This window comes from Streptomyces sp. NBC_01707, assembly GCF_041438805.1.
Taxonomy (GTDB): domain Bacteria; phylum Actinomycetota; class Actinomycetes; order Streptomycetales; family Streptomycetaceae; genus Streptomyces.
The window spans coordinates 4,946,470-4,962,007 of record NZ_CP109190.1 but is presented as its reverse complement, the minus strand read 5'-3'; the positions used below and the strand labels follow the sequence as shown (position 1 = coordinate 4,962,007).

General features: G+C 69.8%; 15 protein-coding genes. 11 read left to right on the top strand and 4 right to left on the bottom strand.

Going from position 1 to position 15,538, the window contains the following annotated elements:
* The first annotated feature begins 25 nt into the window (after positions 1-25).
* Positions 26-1,213 carry a molecular chaperone DnaJ gene (gene dnaJ / locus OG963_RS22280; RefSeq protein ID WP_093773563.1) on the top strand — a complete coding sequence of 396 codons (1,188 nt, stop codon included), beginning with the start codon at positions 26-28 and terminating at the stop codon, positions 1,211-1,213.
* Between the two features lies 1 nt (position 1,214).
* Positions 1,215-1,661: a heat shock protein transcriptional repressor HspR gene (locus OG963_RS22275; protein ID WP_030929299.1), complete on the top strand. Its 447-nt coding sequence runs from the start codon at positions 1,215-1,217 to the stop codon at positions 1,659-1,661.
* A 36-nt stretch (positions 1,662-1,697) separates the two neighbouring features.
* Here the strand turns inward: OG963_RS22275 and OG963_RS22270 are convergent, their stop codons facing one another.
* Both OG963_RS22270 and OG963_RS22265 read right to left on the bottom strand, forming a co-directional pair.
* Complete coding sequence (locus OG963_RS22270; protein WP_319328067.1) at positions 1,698-2,717, bottom strand: helix-turn-helix transcriptional regulator; 1,020 nt, start codon at positions 2,715-2,717, stop codon at positions 1,698-1,700.
* Between the two features lie 172 nt (positions 2,718-2,889).
* Positions 2,890-3,873, bottom strand: a complete 984-nt coding sequence (locus OG963_RS22265; RefSeq protein ID WP_176902173.1) for a helix-turn-helix transcriptional regulator — start codon at positions 3,871-3,873, stop codon at positions 2,890-2,892.
* Between the two features lie 325 nt (positions 3,874-4,198).
* Between OG963_RS22265 and OG963_RS22260 the strand changes: the two genes are divergently transcribed.
* Positions 4,199-4,519: a hypothetical protein gene (locus tag OG963_RS22260; RefSeq protein WP_030929305.1), complete on the top strand. Its 321-nt coding sequence runs from the start codon at positions 4,199-4,201 to the stop codon at positions 4,517-4,519.
* Positions 4,520-4,638: 119 nt separating this feature from the next.
* On the opposite strand, the gene OG963_RS22255 is transcribed toward OG963_RS22260, so the two are convergent.
* Entirely contained in the window at positions 4,639-5,061 is a 423-nt protein-coding gene (locus tag OG963_RS22255; RefSeq protein WP_093773559.1) for a pyridoxamine 5'-phosphate oxidase family protein, read from the bottom strand.
* 224 nt (positions 5,062-5,285) lie between these two features.
* On the opposite strand from OG963_RS22255, the gene clpB reads away from it, so the two are divergent.
* Both clpB and OG963_RS22245 read left to right on the top strand, forming a co-directional pair.
* Positions 5,286-7,883, top strand: coding sequence for an ATP-dependent chaperone ClpB (gene clpB, locus OG963_RS22250; RefSeq protein WP_093773557.1), 2,598 nt, complete (start codon positions 5,286-5,288; stop codon positions 7,881-7,883).
* Between the two features lie 257 nt (positions 7,884-8,140).
* Positions 8,141-8,698, top strand: a complete 558-nt coding sequence (locus OG963_RS22245; protein WP_030929311.1) for a YbjN domain-containing protein — start codon at positions 8,141-8,143, stop codon at positions 8,696-8,698.
* 126 nt (positions 8,699-8,824) lie between these two features.
* On the opposite strand, the gene OG963_RS22240 is transcribed toward OG963_RS22245, so the two are convergent.
* Positions 8,825-10,003 carry a pyridoxal phosphate-dependent aminotransferase gene (locus OG963_RS22240; RefSeq protein WP_030929313.1) on the bottom strand — a complete coding sequence of 393 codons (1,179 nt, stop codon included), beginning with the start codon at positions 10,001-10,003 and terminating at the stop codon, positions 8,825-8,827.
* 142 nt (positions 10,004-10,145) lie between these two features.
* Between OG963_RS22240 and OG963_RS22235 the strand changes: the two genes are divergently transcribed.
* The 6 genes from OG963_RS22235 (at position 10,146) to pyrE (ending at position 15,374) form a co-directional block, all read left to right on the top strand.
* Positions 10,146-10,445, top strand: a complete 300-nt coding sequence (locus OG963_RS22235; RefSeq protein WP_093773555.1) for a hypothetical protein — start codon at positions 10,146-10,148, stop codon at positions 10,443-10,445.
* A gap of 304 nt (positions 10,446-10,749) precedes the next feature.
* Positions 10,750-11,280: a DUF2617 family protein gene (locus OG963_RS22230; protein ID WP_030929315.1), complete on the top strand. Its 531-nt coding sequence runs from the start codon at positions 10,750-10,752 to the stop codon at positions 11,278-11,280.
* Positions 11,281-11,355: 75 nt separating this feature from the next.
* Positions 11,356-12,957, top strand: a complete 1,602-nt coding sequence (locus OG963_RS22225; RefSeq protein WP_093931212.1) for a polyamine aminopropyltransferase — start codon at positions 11,356-11,358, stop codon at positions 12,955-12,957.
* Between the two features lie 88 nt (positions 12,958-13,045).
* Positions 13,046-13,975 carry an SRPBCC domain-containing protein gene (locus OG963_RS22220; protein WP_176902172.1) on the top strand — a complete coding sequence of 310 codons (930 nt, stop codon included), beginning with the start codon at positions 13,046-13,048 and terminating at the stop codon, positions 13,973-13,975.
* A 21-nt stretch (positions 13,976-13,996) separates the two neighbouring features.
* Positions 13,997-14,794 (top strand): aldose epimerase, encoded by a 798-nt coding sequence (locus OG963_RS22215; RefSeq protein WP_093773551.1) that lies wholly within the window; start codon positions 13,997-13,999, stop codon positions 14,792-14,794.
* Positions 14,795-14,834: 40 nt separating this feature from the next.
* The gene (pyrE, locus tag OG963_RS22210) at positions 14,835-15,374 is read left to right on the top strand and encodes an orotate phosphoribosyltransferase (RefSeq protein WP_030929323.1); all 540 of its coding nucleotides are present in this window, start codon (positions 14,835-14,837) and stop codon (positions 15,372-15,374) included.
* Positions 15,375-15,538: the final 164 nt, after the last annotated feature.

Here is a 15,538-nt window from a genome sequence, read left to right as displayed (position 1 = left end):
CGATCGTCCGGAAGGAGGGACGTCGATGAGCACGAAGGACTTCGTCGAGAAGGACTACTACAAGGTCCTCGGCGTCCCCAAGGACGCCACCGACGCCGAGATCAAGAAGGCGTACCGCAAGCTCGCCCGCGAGTTCCACCCGGACGCCAACAAGGGCGACGACAAGGCGGAGGAGCGCTTCAAGGAGATCTCCGAGGCCAATGACATCCTCGGCGACTCCAAGAAGCGCAAGGAGTACGACGAGGCGCGCGCCCTCTTCGGCAACGGCGGCTTCCGGGCCGGTCCCGGTGGTGCGGGAGGCAACTTCAACTTCGACCTGGGCGACCTCTTCGGAGGGACCCAGGGCGGCGGAGCCGGCGGCCCCGGTGGTTTCGGCGGCGGCGGCGGTCTCGGCGATGTCTTCGGCGGCCTGTTCAACCGGGGCGGCGGTGCGGGGACGCGTGTGCAGCCACGCCGTGGCCAGGACATCGAGTCCGAGGTGACGCTCAGCTTCACCGAGGCCGTCGACGGGGCCACGGTCCCGCTGCGGATGTCCAGCCAGGCGCCCTGCAAGGCGTGTTCGGGCACCGGCGACAAGAACGGCACCCCGAGGGTCTGCCCGACCTGTGTCGGCACCGGCCAGGTGTCGCGCGGCAGCGGCGGCGGGTTCTCGCTCACCGATCCCTGCGTGGACTGCAAGGGCCGGGGCCTCATCGCCCAGGACCCGTGCGATGTCTGCAAGGGCAGTGGACGGGCGCGTTCGTCGCGCACCATGCAGGTCAGGATCCCGGCGGGCGTCTCCGACGGCCAGCGGATCCGGCTGCGCGGCAAGGGCGCTCCGGGCGAGCGCGGCGGCCCGGCCGGCGATCTGTACGTCGTCGTCCATGTCGACGCCCACCCGGTCTTCGGCCGCAGGGACGACAACCTCACGGTCACCGTGCCCGTCACCTTCGTGGAGGCGGCGCTCGGCGGCGAGGTGAAGGTCCCCACGCTCGGCGGACCTCCGGTCACCCTGAAACTGCCGGCCGGTACCCCCAACGGGCGTACGATGCGCGCCCGGGGCAAGGGTGCGGTGCGCAAGGACGGCACCCGGGGCGACCTGCTGGTCACCGTCGAGGTGGCCGTGCCGAAGGAACTGGGTTCCGAGGCGCAGGACGCGCTGGAGGCCTACCGGAAGGCGACCGCGGGGGAGGACCCGCGGGCGGAGCTGTTCCAGGCCGCGAAGGGAGCATGATGTGGACGGCCGACGACGTAATCCGTACCAACTGACCGATGACTCACCGGTGTACGTGATCTCGATCGCGGCCCAGCTCTCGGGCCTGCATCCGCAGACACTGCGCCAGTACGACCGCCTCGGTCTGGTCTCCCCGGACCGCACGGCCGGCCGCGGCCGGCGCTACTCGGCCCGCGACATCGAGCTGCTGCGCACCGTGCAGCAACTGTCGCAGGACGAGGGCATCAACCTGGCGGGCATCAAGCGCATCATCGAGCTGGAGAACCAGGTCGCCGCGCTCCAGCAGCGCGTCGCCGAACTCTCCGCGGCGGTGGACGGCGCGGCGGCGGCGATGCAGCAGCGCGAGGCGCAGGTGCACGCGTCGTACCGGCGTGATCTGGTGCCGTATCAGGATGTGCAGCAGACGAGTGCGTTGGTGGTCTGGCGGCCGAAGAGGCCCAAGGAATAGGCACGGTTACGGCGCACGTACGACGGCCGAGGCCCGTCACCCGGAAACGGGTGGCGGGCCTTCCGCGTCGGTGCGGGCGGCACCGTCCGGCTCGGCGATGCCCGACTGGACGATGAGCGCGCCCAGTTGGGTCCGGCTGGAGGCGTCGAGTGCCTGCATGAGTTTGGCGATGTGGGACCGGCATGTGCGGACGCTGATGCCCAGCTTGCGGGCCACCGCGTCGTCGACGTGGCCTTCGACCAGGAGGCGCGCGATGCTGCGTTGTACGGCGGTGACGGGGGTGCCGGGGGAGGATGTGGGCAGTTGCTGGGTGAGGGGAGTGGCCTGCGTCCACAGGACCTCGTACATCTGGATCAGGAAGTGGATCAGGGCGGGGTGGCGGATCTCCAGGGCGAGGTCCCGCTCGGCGTTTGCGGGAATGAAGGCGACCGCGTGGTCGAAGATGAGCAGTCGTTCCACGGTCTGTTCGACGGTGCGTACCTGGAGACGGTCCGCGGGGACCTGGGCCAGGTATTCCTTGAGCCGGGGAGCGTACCGGGCCGAGTGCTGGTAGATGTGTCGCAGACTGGCCCCTTGCTCGATCATGGACAGGGCGCGGGGCAGCGCCTCCGGCATTTGCTTGAAGGGTCTGGTGCTGCCTGGCTGCATCGTCAGCACCTCCTCCGATGCTTCCGCCGTCGCGGCACCGATGGCTGCCCTGATCAGCGGCTTTCCCTCAAGAACGGTGATGGCGTGGTCGGGGTCCTCGCTGGCGACGGATGCCAGGGGAGCCAGTGTGTCCGCGAGGGCCGCTGTGCGCCGTATCCGTTCGTGGATGTCGCGGGTGACGGGCTGCAGCAGATGTGCCAGGGCGGCGGACGGTGGCACGGGGCGCATCCACGCGTCGTCCCGGGGGTCGGGGTGGACGAGCGACATGTCGATGAGGCATGGGGCGGGTGCGAGGTCGGCGCGGGCGATCCGGCCGCTGCGGAGGGCCTCGGTGTAGAGCAGGATCGCGGAGTCGCACAGTTCCAGCTCGCCGTGCGAATGCGGTGGTTTCTCCTCATCTCTGCTCATTCGGGATCCCCTACTTTTGTGCACTGCAGCAAGATGACGGTGGTGGAAGCGTGGCCACCGGGGGAGTGTTGTCCCCGCCGGGTGGTGAACTCCTCCTGTGCAGTGGAAGCGTGGCCGCACTTCCCCGTGTCGCGGCCGCGGCCGCCCGCGTCCGGGAAGGAGCGCGTCGTGGTCAGTGGTTCTGGTTCAGAATTCCCGACTGGGCTATGAGATAGCCGAGTTGGGCCCGGCTGCCGCTGCCGAGGGCGGCGTTCAGTTTGGCGATGTGCGCGCGACAGGTGCGTACGTTCATTCCAAGCCGGCGAGCGATGGAGTCGTCGACGTGTCCCTCGACGAGGAGTTGGGCGATGGAGCGTTGGACGCCACTGATGCCCTTGGGGACGGGGTCGTACTGGATCTCTTCCAGCAGTGGGTCGGCGCGCTGCCAGAGCTGTTCGAAGACCTTGGTCAGGTACGAGACCAGTCCTGGGTGGCGGAGCTCCAGAGCGACTTGACGATCATCCTGTGCGGGGATGAAGGCGACAGTCCCGTCGAAGATGATCAGGCGCTCGATGAGCTCTTCGAGCGTACGGATTTCCACCTTGCCTTCGGCCAGCCGTTCCGCATAGACGAAGGTGCCGCGGTTGTGCCGGACCGTGTGCTGGTAGAGGGTGCGGATGCTGACGCCGCGGTCTATCACTGCCTGGCCGCGTTCCAGGCCCTTGCTGAGGATGTGCTCGCTCCGGCCGCCTCCGGGCTGGATGGTGAGTACCTCGGTGCGGCACTCCGCGGTGGCGAGGTCGATCGCCGCGTTGATGCGATTGACGCCCTCGAGCACCGTGATGGCGTGCGTGGTCGGCGGGTCCTGGGCGCTGATGTCCATGAACGGCTCGAACGAGTCGGTCAGTTCGACAGCGGCGTGCCGGCGTTCCTGGATCTCGCGTTCTATGGGGTGGAGGCGCTTGGCCAGTGCGGCGGACGGCGGAACCGGGCGAAGCCAGTCGGCGTCGTCAGGGTCGGGGTGCAGGAGCGCGAAATCCACCAAGCACGGTGCCGGTTCCACCTCGGGACGGGATATTCGTCCGGAGCGCAAAGCGCTGGCGTAAAGCCGCTTTCCCGCTTCGCATAGGTCGGTGATCCCATGAGGATGTGCCGGTTTTGTGTTGCTTGTGGTCATTTCTCCACCCCCCATGTTCCTGAACGTGCAGGAACATGATGCATCGACCCGGTGGTGTTCGCGTGCCCAGGTGAGACATCTTCTTAGTGCGGGGGAGATGAACCCATCAAGTGAGGACGAAGCCGACTATGTACAAGCGAATGCTTCGCTCAGTGCTTGCCACTGCTTTCGTCGCAGCATTGGCCTGTGGCGTACTGAGCGGCGGTTATTCCGGAGGGGGCGCCGATGCGGCGTCCGTGCCGAGTGCTGCCGCCCAAGGTGCTGAGTCGTTGAACGTGGCAGGCGATATCACCTGGGACAGCATCCCGGCGGATCTGGCGGGCGCATGACCATCCCGCCGGACGACCGGGTTTTCCGGCGGGAGATGGCCTCCGCATACCGTTCAGGGTGGCACTTCATCGATCTGCTCACGGCACTCCCCCGCCATGGCGATTCGTTGATGGTCACCCTGCTCGGGGAGCCGATCGTCGTCGTCCTGGAGGACGACGAAGAGGTCCGCGCCTACCGATGTCTTCGTCGCCCCCGCGGGGCGCCGCAGCCCGTTCGTTGTGCGATCCGGTACGGAATGATCTTCGTCAACCTCGATCAGCGTGACCACCAGCTGATCGAACCCGAAACCATCACCGCCACCCCCCGCAGTGCCTGAGCGATCCCCCGTCGTTCCATGTCGCTCAGACACTTCCCCCACACAGCGGCGCCATCGTGACCTGAACACGGTGGCGCCGCTGTGCTGTCCGGGGACGGGCGGCCGGGAGCTGCCGGCGGTCAGGCCGTGCGGACCGGTGCGCCCCGCCCGAGGGCCCGGTCGAGGGCGATCTCGATGACGACCCGGTCCGGATTGGGTGCCGGGGTGCGCTCGTAGCGTTCCGCGTAACGGCGTACCGCGTCGTCGACCACGTCCTGCTCCGTGCGGATCGTCGCACGGCCCTCCAGCGTCGCCCAGCGGCCCCGGTCGACCTGGCAGACCGCCACCCGTGCCCCGTCCGGGCCGGCGGCCAGGACGTGGGCGACCTTTCTGCTGCTCTTGTTGGTGATGATGCGCGCGAGCCCGGCCTCGGGGTCGTACGTCACGCCGACCGGCACCACGTGCGGGGTGCCGTCGGGGCGGAGGGTGGTCAGGGTGCACACGTGGTACTCGCGCCAGAAGGCGAGGTACTCGGGACTGGGGTTGCGTACGTCTACGGCCATGGACAAAGGGTAGGCAGCCGTCGCCCGGTCCTGCGGTGGCGCGGGGGTTGTCCGGCCGGTTGACTCGGACAGGAGCGGGTTTCCATCGGTGGTCTGCCGGAGTCCGGTGGTTTTCGCCAGGATCTCGCCTTGAGTGGAATAGACTCAACTTTGTGGACGTTGACTGAGTCAGTTATCGCGAAAGATGTGGACGGACCAGCCACCGCAAGGAGGAGAGAGCGCACGTGGACGCCGAGCTGACCAACAAGAGCCGGGACGCCATCAATGCGGCCACCAGCAGGGCCGTGAAGGATGGGCACGCCGATCTGACCCCGGGGCATCTGCTGCTCGCTCTGCTGGAGGGCGAGGACAACGAGAACATCATCGACCTGCTCGCCGCTGTCGACGCCGACCAGGTCGCCGTACGGACCCAGACGGACCGGTTGCTCGCGTCGTTGCCCAGCGTGACCGGGGCGACCGTCGCCCCGCCGCAGCCCAACCGTGAGCTGCTCGCCGTCATCGCCGACGCCGCGCAGCGCGCGAAGGAGCTCGGCGACGACTACCTCTCCACCGAGCATCTGCTGATCGGTATCGCGGCCGAGGGCGGCCGCGCCGGTGAGATCCTCACCCAGCAGGGTGCCAGTGCGAAGAAGCTGCTGAACGCATTCGAGAAGAGCAGGGGAGGGCGCCGGGTGACCACACCCGACCCGGAGGGCCAGTACAAGGCCCTGGAGAAGTTCGGCACCGACTTCACGGCGGCCGCGCGCGAGGGCAAGCTCGACCCCGTCATCGGGCGTGACCACGAGATCCGGCGCGTCGTGCAGGTCCTGTCGCGGCGCACGAAGAACAACCCCGTGCTCATCGGCGAGCCCGGCGTCGGCAAGACGGCCGTCGTCGAAGGGCTTGCTCAGCGCATCGTCAAGGGCGACGTGCCCGAGAGCCTGAGGAACAAGCGGCTCGTCTCGCTGGACCTCGGGGCCATGGTCGCCGGCGCCAAGTACCGCGGTGAGTTCGAGGAGCGGCTGAAGTCCGTCCTCTCCGAGATCAAGGAGAGCGACGGGCAGATCATCACGTTCATCGACGAGCTGCACACCGTCGTGGGCGCCGGGGCGGGCGGGGACTCCGCCATGGACGCCGGCAACATGCTCAAGCCGATGCTGGCCCGTGGTGAGCTGCGGATGGTCGGCGCGACGACGCTCGACGAGTACCGCGAGCGCATCGAGAAGGACGCCGCGCTGGAGCGCCGCTTCCAGCAGGTTCTGGTCGCCGAACCGTCCGTCGAGGACACCATCGCGATCCTGCGCGGGCTCAAGGGGCGGTACGAGGCGCACCACAAGGTACAGATCGCGGACTCCGCGCTGGTTGCAGCCGCGACCCTGTCCGACCGCTACATCACCTCCCGCTTCCTCCCCGACAAGGCCATCGACCTGGTCGACGAGGCGGCGTCCCGGCTGCGCATGGAGATCGACTCCTCGCCCGTCGAGATCGACGAACTGCAGCGCTCCGTCGACCGCCTCCGGATGGAGGAGCTGGCACTGAAGAACGAGACGGATGCCGCTTCCGTCCAGCGTCTGGAGAAACTCCGCCGCGACCTCGCCGACAAGGAGGAGGAGCTGCGCGGCCTCACCGCCCGCTGGGAGAAGGAGAAGCAGAGCCTCAACCGCGTCGGTGAACTGAAGGAGCGCCTCGACGACCTGCGCGGCCAGGCCGAACGCGCCCAGCGCGACGGCGACTTCGACACCGCCTCCAAACTGCTGTACGGGGAGATCCCCGGTCTGGAGCGGGAGCTCGCGGAAGCCGACGAGGCGGAGCAGGAAGCCGCCAAGGACACCATGGTCAAGGAGGAGGTCGGCCCGGACGACATCGCCGATGTGGTCGGCGCCTGGACCGGCATCCCGGCCGGCCGGCTCCTGGAGGGCGAGACGCAGAAGCTGCTGCGCATGGAGGAGGAGCTGGGCAGGCGGCTGATCGGCCAGGCCGAGGCCGTGCAGGCGGTGTCGGATGCGGTACGCCGCACCAGGGCCGGCATCGCCGACCCGGACCGGCCCACCGGATCGTTCCTCTTCCTCGGTCCGACCGGTGTCGGCAAGACCGAACTTGCGAAGGCCCTCGCCGACTTCCTGTTCGACGACGAGCGGGCCATGGTCCGTATCGACATGAGCGAGTACGGCGAGAAGCACAGTGTCGCCCGGCTGGTCGGTGCCCCGCCCGGCTATGTGGGGTACGAGGAGGGCGGCCAGCTCACGGAGGCGGTCCGCCGCCGTCCGTACAGCGTCATCCTGCTGGACGAGGTGGAGAAGGCCCACCCCGAGGTCTTCGACATCCTGCTCCAGGTGCTCGACGACGGCCGGCTCACCGACGGTCAGGGCCGGACGGTGGACTTCCGCAACACCATCCTGGTCCTGACGTCGAACCTGGGCAGCCAGTTCCTGGTCGATCCGTTGATGAAGCCGGAGGAGAAGAAGGCGCGGGTCCTGGAGGTCGTACGCGCCTCCTTCAAGCCGGAGTTCCTCAACCGGCTCGACGACCTGGTGGTCTTCTCGGCCCTCTCCGGCGACGAGCTCGCGCACATCGCCGCGCTGCAGATCGGCCGGCTCGCCAAGCGGCTCGCCGACCGGCGGCTCACCCTCGACGTCACCCCGGCCGCGCTGGCCTGGCTGGCGAAGGAGGGCAACGACCCGGCGTACGGGGCGCGGCCGCTGCGTCGCCTCATCCAGACCGCGATCGGTGACCGGCTCGCGAAGGAGATCCTCGCGGGCGAGGTCAGGGACGGGGACACCGTACGGGTGGATGTGTTCGGGGAGGACGAGGAGGCCGGCCTGATCGTGGGCGCCGTGCGGTGACGGGCCCGGCGGGCGTCGGCCGCCGGACGGGCTGACGTGTACGAGGACGGTGTGCCCGTCCTCGTACACGACTGTCCGGGCCCGCATGAGTCCGTCCGGGTGTTCCTTCCACGGCATTCCCCCCTCCGGACCGGCTCCCCATGAGCACCGCGCGGGCCGGATCGTGTCAGCCTGTAGCTGATCGGCCCAGCTGGGGGTTGCCATCCCCCGCCTGCCATGGGGGAGGATGGCGGCAACCGTACGAAGGGAAATTCACGGTGAGCATCGACCCGTCCTCGATTCCGAATTTCGGGGGCCAGCCCGAACCGCAGGCGGCAGGACCGGAGGGCCCCGTCGTCCCTGACCAGGACCTCGTCAAGCAGCTCCTCGAGCAGATGGAGCTGAAGTACGTCGTCGACGACGAGGGCGACCTCGCGGCGCCGTGGGAAGAGTTCCGCACGTACTTCATGTTCCGTGGTGAGGACGAGCAGCAGGTCTTCTCGGTGCGTACGTTCTACGACCGTCCCCACGCCATGGACCAGCGTCCGGTCCTCCTCGACGCGATCGACGACTGGAACCGCCGCACGCTGTGGCCGAAGGTCTACACGCACGTCCACGAGGCCGAGGAGGGCGCCGAGGACACGGAGACCTCGGTCCGTCTGATCGGTGAGGCGCAGATGCTCATCGGTACGGGCGTCAGCCTGGAGCACTTCGTCTCGTCGACGGTCAGCTGGGTGCGGGCCTCGATCGAGTTCGACAAGTGGCTGCTGGAGCGTCTGGGCCTGGAGCCGGCCGAGAAGAAGACCGACGGCGACGACGCGGCGCCGAGCGCCTGATCCGGAGCGCCTGCGAGCGGCAGCCCGGCCGGGGCGACGGTCACCACGACCGCCGCCTCCGGCCGGGCTTCCGTCGCTCCGCACGCCGGACGAGGGCGAGCTCCGGCACGGTGCATTCCCCGGAGGTCACAGGCCCTTGAGCCGTGAAACAGCCTCGCGCAGGACGTCCTCGCGTTTGCAGAAGGCGAATCGGACCTTGCTGCGGCCGGCCTCCTGATCGTCGTAGAACACCGCATTGGGGATGGCGACGACCCCGCACCGCTCGGGCAGCGCGCGGCAGAAGGCGAAGCCGTCGGTCCCACCGCCGAGCGGACGGATGTCGGTGGTGACGAAGTACGTCCCGGCCGGCCGGTAGACCTCGAAACCGGCCTCGGCGAGCCCGCCGCTCAACAGATCCCGTTTGGCCCGCAGATCCGCGCGCAGCCCCTCGAAGTAGCTGTCGGGGAGGTTCAGCGCCTCGGCGACGGCGTACTGGAACGGGCCCGCGGACACGTACGTCAGGAACTGCTTGGCGGAGCGGACCGCCGTCACCAGCCCGGGGCTCGCGGTCACCCAGCCCACCTTCCACCCGGTGAACGAGAACGTCTTGCCGGCCGAACCGATCGTCACGGTCCGCTCGCGCATTCCGGGGAACCCGGCGATCGGCAGGTGTTCACCCTCGAAGACCAGGTGCTCGTACACCTCGTCGGTGACGACGAGCAGGTCCCGCTCGCAGGCGAGTTCGGCGATCGCCGCCAGCTCCTCGCGGGTCAGGACGGTGCCGGTGGGGTTGTGCGGGGTGTTGAGGAGGATCAGCCGGGTGCGGGGGGTGACGGCGGCGCGCAGCTCGTCGAGGTCGAGCCGGTACGTACCGCTCTGCGCGTCCGGGCGCAGGGTGACCGGGACGCGGGCGCCGCCCGCCATGGCGATGCACGCGGCGTACGAGTCGTAGTACGGCTCCAGGGCGATGACCTCGTCGCCGGGTTCCACGAGGGCGAGCAGGGTGGCGGCGATGGCCTCGGTGGCGCCCGCCGTGACGAGCACTTCGGAGTCGGGGTCGTACGTGAGCGCGTACCGCCGCTGCTGATGGGCGGCGATCGCGGTGCGCAGCTCGGGAACCCCGGGGCCCGGCGGGTACTGGTTGCCGTGTCCGGCGCGCAGCGCGCGGACCGCGGCCTCCCGGATCTCTTCGGGGCCGTCGGTGTCGGGGAAGCCCTGACCGAGGTTGATGGAGCCGGTCCGTACGGCCAGCGCCGACATCTCCGCGAAGATCGTCGTGCCGAATTCGGCGAGGCGGCGGTTGAGCAGCGGTCGTCCCTGTGTCATGACCGCCATCCTGTGCCGAAGCTCTGGAGTTGCTCAAGTCTGCTTTGGCTCCGCGGGGCCGGGGGCATCCCCCATTCACGCAAGAAGCGGAAGGAAATGAAGCGGGGGACCTCGCTTCGGGGGACGGAAGGACGTGAGGTCGATGGGGGCATTCTTCGGGGTGGTGGCCGGGATCGTTGTGATCGGCTGCGTCGTCGCCATGTTGCGGTCGGCGAACAGCGGCAAGTCGTCGTCCTCCCGGCGCTCCGGGCGCCGCAGCGCGGGCGCCGGCGCGGCCGCCGGTGGCAGCTGGTGGGCGGGCGGCGACGCAGGCGGCGGCGCGTCCTGCGGGGGCGGCAGTCACTCGGGCGGTCACTCCGGTGGTCACTCGTGCGGGGGCGGCTCCTCGTGCGGCGGTGGTTCGTCGTGCGGCGGTGGGGGCGGATGCGGCGGAGGCAGCTGACACGGGGCAGCTGGTCCGCGTCACCGGGTGCCCGGCGGGTGAACTCCCGCCGGGCACCTTTTTGTTGGGTCGGACAGCAGGTACCCGGTGAACACGTGAACCGTAGGGCCCCCGAGGGGATGGAAACCACGTCAAGTTGGGCAAAAACGCTGTGCATCGTCGCACTTCGTGATTCCCTCGTTGGAGAGAACATTCAGCCCTCGGACCCCAGTTGGACCTGATCGGGCGCTCCCCACCTCCCACGTACGTCGCCACGGGGGCGCCCCCTGTCCATGTGTCCACGCGTGTTTTGCGGAGCCGACCCATGCTCACGACCCTCCAGACGGCCTATTCCGACACCCGTGCTGCCGATCTGGCCTGGGCGCTGGGGCGCGAACCGCTCCCCGCCCTGGCCGTGCTCGACCTCCAGCTCGGCGGTGCCCAACTGCAACTGCGTCTGCTCGGCGCCTCCCATCAGGTGCTTCTCGAGGAGGACGGTGGCAGCTGCTCCGAGACGGTGGCCTGCATCCCGGGCAGCAGCACGCCTCTGCCGCTCGGAGTCGCCAAACGGCTCGGGGAGTGGGAGTACGAATTCGCGGCGCGCGTCGAGACGCTCTCCGAGGACTCCTTCGCGGGGCGTGCGCAGGAACTCCTCGCGCTGGTGACCGACCATCCGCACGGCCTCGCCGGCACGTTCCCCGGTAGCCCGCACGCCTTCACCGCCATGCTCGCGCAGCGGACGGAGGGCCAGGTGCGGTGGCGCACCTGGCATGCGTACCCGCAGGAGGGGCAGCTGGTGGTGACCCGCACCCGCGTGGGCGTGCGCACCCCGGCGGTGGCTCACCGAAATTCCTGAACACCTTTGCGTGCACGGCACTTGCACCCTTGTGGGTGACAGGTGGCGACGCCGTCGTGACGTAGCGTTCGCATCATGATCGACCAGCAGATGTCGCTGCGAGGGAGCGCGGCGCGAATCCCCGTGCGGCCGCGGACCGGCCGGCTCCTCGTGCTGGCCGCCGTGTTCATCTGCGCCGCCTGCGGGCTGGTGTACGAGCTCGAACTGGTCGCGCTCGCCTCCTACTTGATCGGAGATTCCGTCACCCAGGCCTCCGTGGTGCTGTCCGTGATGGTCTTCGCCATGGGCATCGGCTCGCTGCTCGCGAAACGGTTACGCGGCCACGCGGCAGTGGGCTTCGGGCTGATCGAGGCCGGGCTCGCACTGATCGGTGGCTCCTCCGCGCTCGTGCTGTACGCGTCGTTCGCCTGGATCGGGGAGTCCCGGTTCGCGCTGGTCGGGTTCTCGCTCGCGATAGGCGTCCTCATCGGTGCGGAGATCCCGCTGCTGATGACCCTGATCCAGCGTGTCGACCGGCAGGACGCGGGCGGGACGGTCGCGGATCTGTTCGCCGCCGACTACGTGGGGGCGCTCGTCGGCGGACTGGCTTTCCCCTTCCTGCTGCTGCCGGTCCTCGGCCAGCTCACCGGGGCGCTGCTCACCGGCATGGTCAACGCGGCGGCGGGCGGGGCGCTGGTGCTGTGGGTGTTCCGCCGGGACCTCACCCGGCGCTCGCGGTGGCTGCTGATCCTCGTGAACGTGTCGGTGATCGCCCTGCTGGCCACCGCCACGCTCCTGGACGACGACTTCGAGCGGGCGGCGCGGCGCGCGGTGTACGGGGACGAGGTGCGGGTCGCCGTGCAGACCGATGTGCAGGAGGTGGTCCTCACCGGGACGGGCCGCAGCTCCCTGGACCTCTATCTGGACGGGCGGCTGCGGGTCAGCGCACGGGACGAGTACCGGTACCACGAGGCGTTGGTCCACCCGGCGATGGACGGGCGTCACGCGCGGGTGCTGATCCTGGGCGGCGGCGACGGTCTGGCCGCCCGTGAGGTGCTGCGCTACCCGGACGTACGCAGTGTCACGCTCGTCGAGATCGACCCCGGCGTCACCCGACTGGCCCGTACGGACCCCGCGCTCTCCGCGCTGAACGCGCACGCGTACCGCGACCCGCGGCTGACGGCCGTGACGGCGGACGCGTTCAACTGGTTGCGGGCGGGGCACGGCGGCTACGACGTGGTGATCTCCGATCTGCCCGATCCCGGCATCACGGCGAGCACGAAGCTGTACTCCGCGGAGTTCTACGGTCTGGTCGCCGAGGCCCTGGCCCCGGGGGGCCGCCTGGTGGTGCACGGGGGGCCGCCGAACAGCCGGCCGCGGACGTTCTGGACGGTCGAGGCCTCCGTGCGGGCGGCGGGCCTGAGCACCCGCTCGTACGGCATCAGCGGCCGCCGCACCGGCGTCTCGGCGGGCCCGGACCGCACGACGGACCGGGCGCAGGCCTCGCACGGCTGGGGCTTCGTTCTCGCCCACCGTGGGCCGCGGGCCCCGGCGCTGGGTCTGTCCCCCCGGGCACCGGAACTCCGCTTCCTGACGGACGAGGTACTGGCGGGCGCGTCCCGGGACGCGGAGCGGGGGCGGCTGCCGGAGCAGGCGCCGTCGACGCTGGTGCATCCGCGGTACTGGGAGGAGCCGTGAGGGGGTGGGGGAGGTCTTCGGTGCCGAGTCCCGCTTCCGGGTGCGGAAGCGCTGACGGGGCGGCCGCGCCTGAGTAGGCTCGGTTTCCATGGAGCATGAGGTGTTCGTTCCGGTTCCGGTCCTGTCCCTTCGGCGGACGCTGGGCGATCCTGCCCGGGTCGCGCGCTGTGTACCAGGCCTCCAGCAGGACGCCGACGCGTCGGCGGGCCCCCTGTCCGGCCGGCTCAAGGTCCGGATCGGCAGCCACACGATCACATACCGCGGCACGCTGACGTCGGCCGCGCTGCCGGACGGGGCCGGGATCTCCGTCGAGGGCGAGGGCGTCGAGGCGCGGGGCGGCGGCTCGGCGAAGCTCGCCCTGACGATCCGCCTGACGGAGACGGACGGCGGCACGACGATCGGCTTCACGGGCACGGCGGGCGGCGAGGGCCGCATCGTGGAACTGGACCGCGAGGCGACGCTCGCGGCGGCCCACCGGCTGCTGGACCGCTTCACGCAGCAGCTGGTGACAGAGACGCTGGCGTCCCACGGACCGGCTGCCGACGGACCGGCGGGCGAGTCCGACGGGCCGGCCGGCGCGGTTGTGGACCTGGCTGTCGACGAAGCCGTGGACCGGGCGATCGAGGAGGCCGCGGAGACGGCGGACGAGACGACGGCGGGGGAGTCCCCCGAAGCGCCCCCCGAGGGCGGGTCCACCCAGGACGACGCCGCCGGGTCGCTCCCCGGTACCGGTTCGGTCTTCGACGCTCCCGTCCCCCCACCGTCGCTCGACCCCGTCGCGGACATCGAGTTCACCGTCCCCGACGAGCCGCCCGCCGAGGCCGCGCACGCCCGGCGGACCATGATCGGGCGCAGTGCCGAGGAGGTCGACCACGCGCCGCCGCGCGGGCGGTACGCCCCCGTGCCGTCGCCCGACCCGACCACCGCGGGTGCCACCCTGCGCTGGGTGGCGCCGGCGGCCGCCCTCGCGCTCGCTTCCGCGGTCGTGGTGGGCCGGGCGCTGCGGCGCCGGAGGTAGCGGCGCCAGTAGTGTCGTCGTGTGAGCAGTAGCGAGAAGAACGTCCGGCTGTCCGTCGGCGACACCGAGTTGACCGTGAACCCCACCAACGGCTGCCGGATCAGCAGCCTCCGGATCGGTGGTACCGAGCTGCTGCGGCAGGGGGAGCGGTACGGCTGCTTCCCGATGGTGCCGTGGTGCGGACGGACCGGGTACGGGCACTTCCTCAACGGCGACGTGCCGCACCAGCTGCCCGTGAACTCCCCGCCGCACGCCATTCACGGCACCGGCCGCGACACGGCCTGGCGCACCGCCAAGGCGGACGAGTCACAGGCCGCGTTCTACTACGACCTCGCCGAGCCGTGGCCGTACCCGGGCCGGGTGACCCAGACCTTCGAACTGGCCGAGGACTCACTCACGCTCGCCTTCGGTGTCGAGACGTACGGGGACTCGTTCCCGGCGCAGGCCGGCTGGCACCCGTGGTTCCTTCGGAATCTCGGGACCGGTGGTGACGTACAGATCGCCTTCGACGCCGCCTGGCAGGAGGAGCGGGGCGAGGACCATCTGCCGACCGGCCGCCGGATCCCGGCCATGCCCGGTCCGTGGGACGACTGTTTCGGGATGCCCGACGGGGTCGATGTGACGCTCACCTGGCCGGAGCAACTGGAGTTGAAGGTGAAGAGCCGGGCCGAATGGGTCGTCGTCTACGACGAGCAGACCGAGGCGGTCTGCGTGGAGCCGCAGTCGGGCCCGCCGAACGGACTGAACACCGCGCCCCGGTATGTGACCCCGATCGAGCCGCTGGAGATCGCGACGACCTGGAGCTGGCGCAGGCTCTGAGCCGGACAGGCCCTACGCGACAGCCCTTAAGCTCGTAGCCATGACTGACGTACGCGCTGAGCTGCTCCAGCAGATCAAGGACAAGGCCGTGGTGCACGGCAAGGTGACCCTCTCCTCGGGTCTGGAAGCCGACTGGTACATCGACCTGCGGCGCATCACGCTGGACGGTACGGCCGCTCCGATGGTCGGTCAGGTCATGCTCGACGAGACCGCCGAGCTGGACTACGACTGCGTGGGCGGGCTGACGCTGGGCGCCGACCCGGTGGCCACGTCGATGCTGCATGCCTCCGCCGCGCGCGGGAAGACCTTGGACGCTTTCGTCGTCCGCAAGGCGCAGAAGGCGCACGGCATGCAGCGCCGGATCGAGGGCACGGACGTGAAGGGCCGCCGTTGTCTGGTGGTCGAGGACACCTCGACCACCGGTGGCTCGCCGCTGACGGCCGTCGAGGCGGTGCGCGAGGCCGGTGGCGAAGTCGTCGCCGTCGCCACGATCGTGGAGCGGGGTGCGGCTCCGGCCATTGCCGAGGCCGGTCTCCCGTACCTCCACGCCTACACCGTGGCAGACCTCGACCTGGCCTGATTGCCGGTCTGATCTGCGATTTTCTCCGAGGGCGGATGGTTTCACGTGAAACCGTCCGCCCTTGTCGTATGCCTTCAGTTCCCCGGGCGGAACGTTGAGGGAGTACGCCGGGTGGAGCCGAAGCGAGAGTCTGGGAAGATGGGGGCGACGATGACGTCGCCCCC

Bases quoted from the DNA above. Each gene is read 5' to 3' on its own strand.
- pyrE (WP_030929323.1), top strand. From the start codon at position 14,835: ATGACTGACGTACGCGCTGAGCTGCTCCAGCAGATCAAGGACAAGGCC.
- OG963_RS22235 (WP_093773555.1), top strand. From the start codon at position 10,146: ATGGGGGCATTCTTCGGGGTGGTGGCCGGGATCGTTGTGATCGGCTGC.
- OG963_RS22270 (WP_319328067.1), bottom strand. From the start codon at position 2,717: ATGAGCAGAGATGAGGAGAAACCACCGCATTCGCACGGCGAGCTGGAA.
- OG963_RS22260 (WP_030929305.1), top strand. From the start codon at position 4,199: ATGACCATCCCGCCGGACGACCGGGTTTTCCGGCGGGAGATGGCCTCC.
- dnaJ (WP_093773563.1), top strand. From the start codon at position 26: ATGAGCACGAAGGACTTCGTCGAGAAGGACTACTACAAGGTCCTCGGC.
- OG963_RS22220 (WP_176902172.1), top strand. From the start codon at position 13,046: ATGGAGCATGAGGTGTTCGTTCCGGTTCCGGTCCTGTCCCTTCGGCGG.
- OG963_RS22230 (WP_030929315.1), top strand. From the start codon at position 10,750: ATGCTCACGACCCTCCAGACGGCCTATTCCGACACCCGTGCTGCCGAT.
- OG963_RS22265 (WP_176902173.1), bottom strand. From the start codon at position 3,873: ATGACCACAAGCAACACAAAACCGGCACATCCTCATGGGATCACCGAC.
- OG963_RS22225 (WP_093931212.1), top strand. From the start codon at position 11,356: ATGATCGACCAGCAGATGTCGCTGCGAGGGAGCGCGGCGCGAATCCCC.
- OG963_RS22240 (WP_030929313.1), bottom strand. From the start codon at position 10,003: ATGACACAGGGACGACCGCTGCTCAACCGCCGCCTCGCCGAATTCGGC.
- OG963_RS22255 (WP_093773559.1), bottom strand. From the start codon at position 5,061: ATGGCCGTAGACGTACGCAACCCCAGTCCCGAGTACCTCGCCTTCTGG.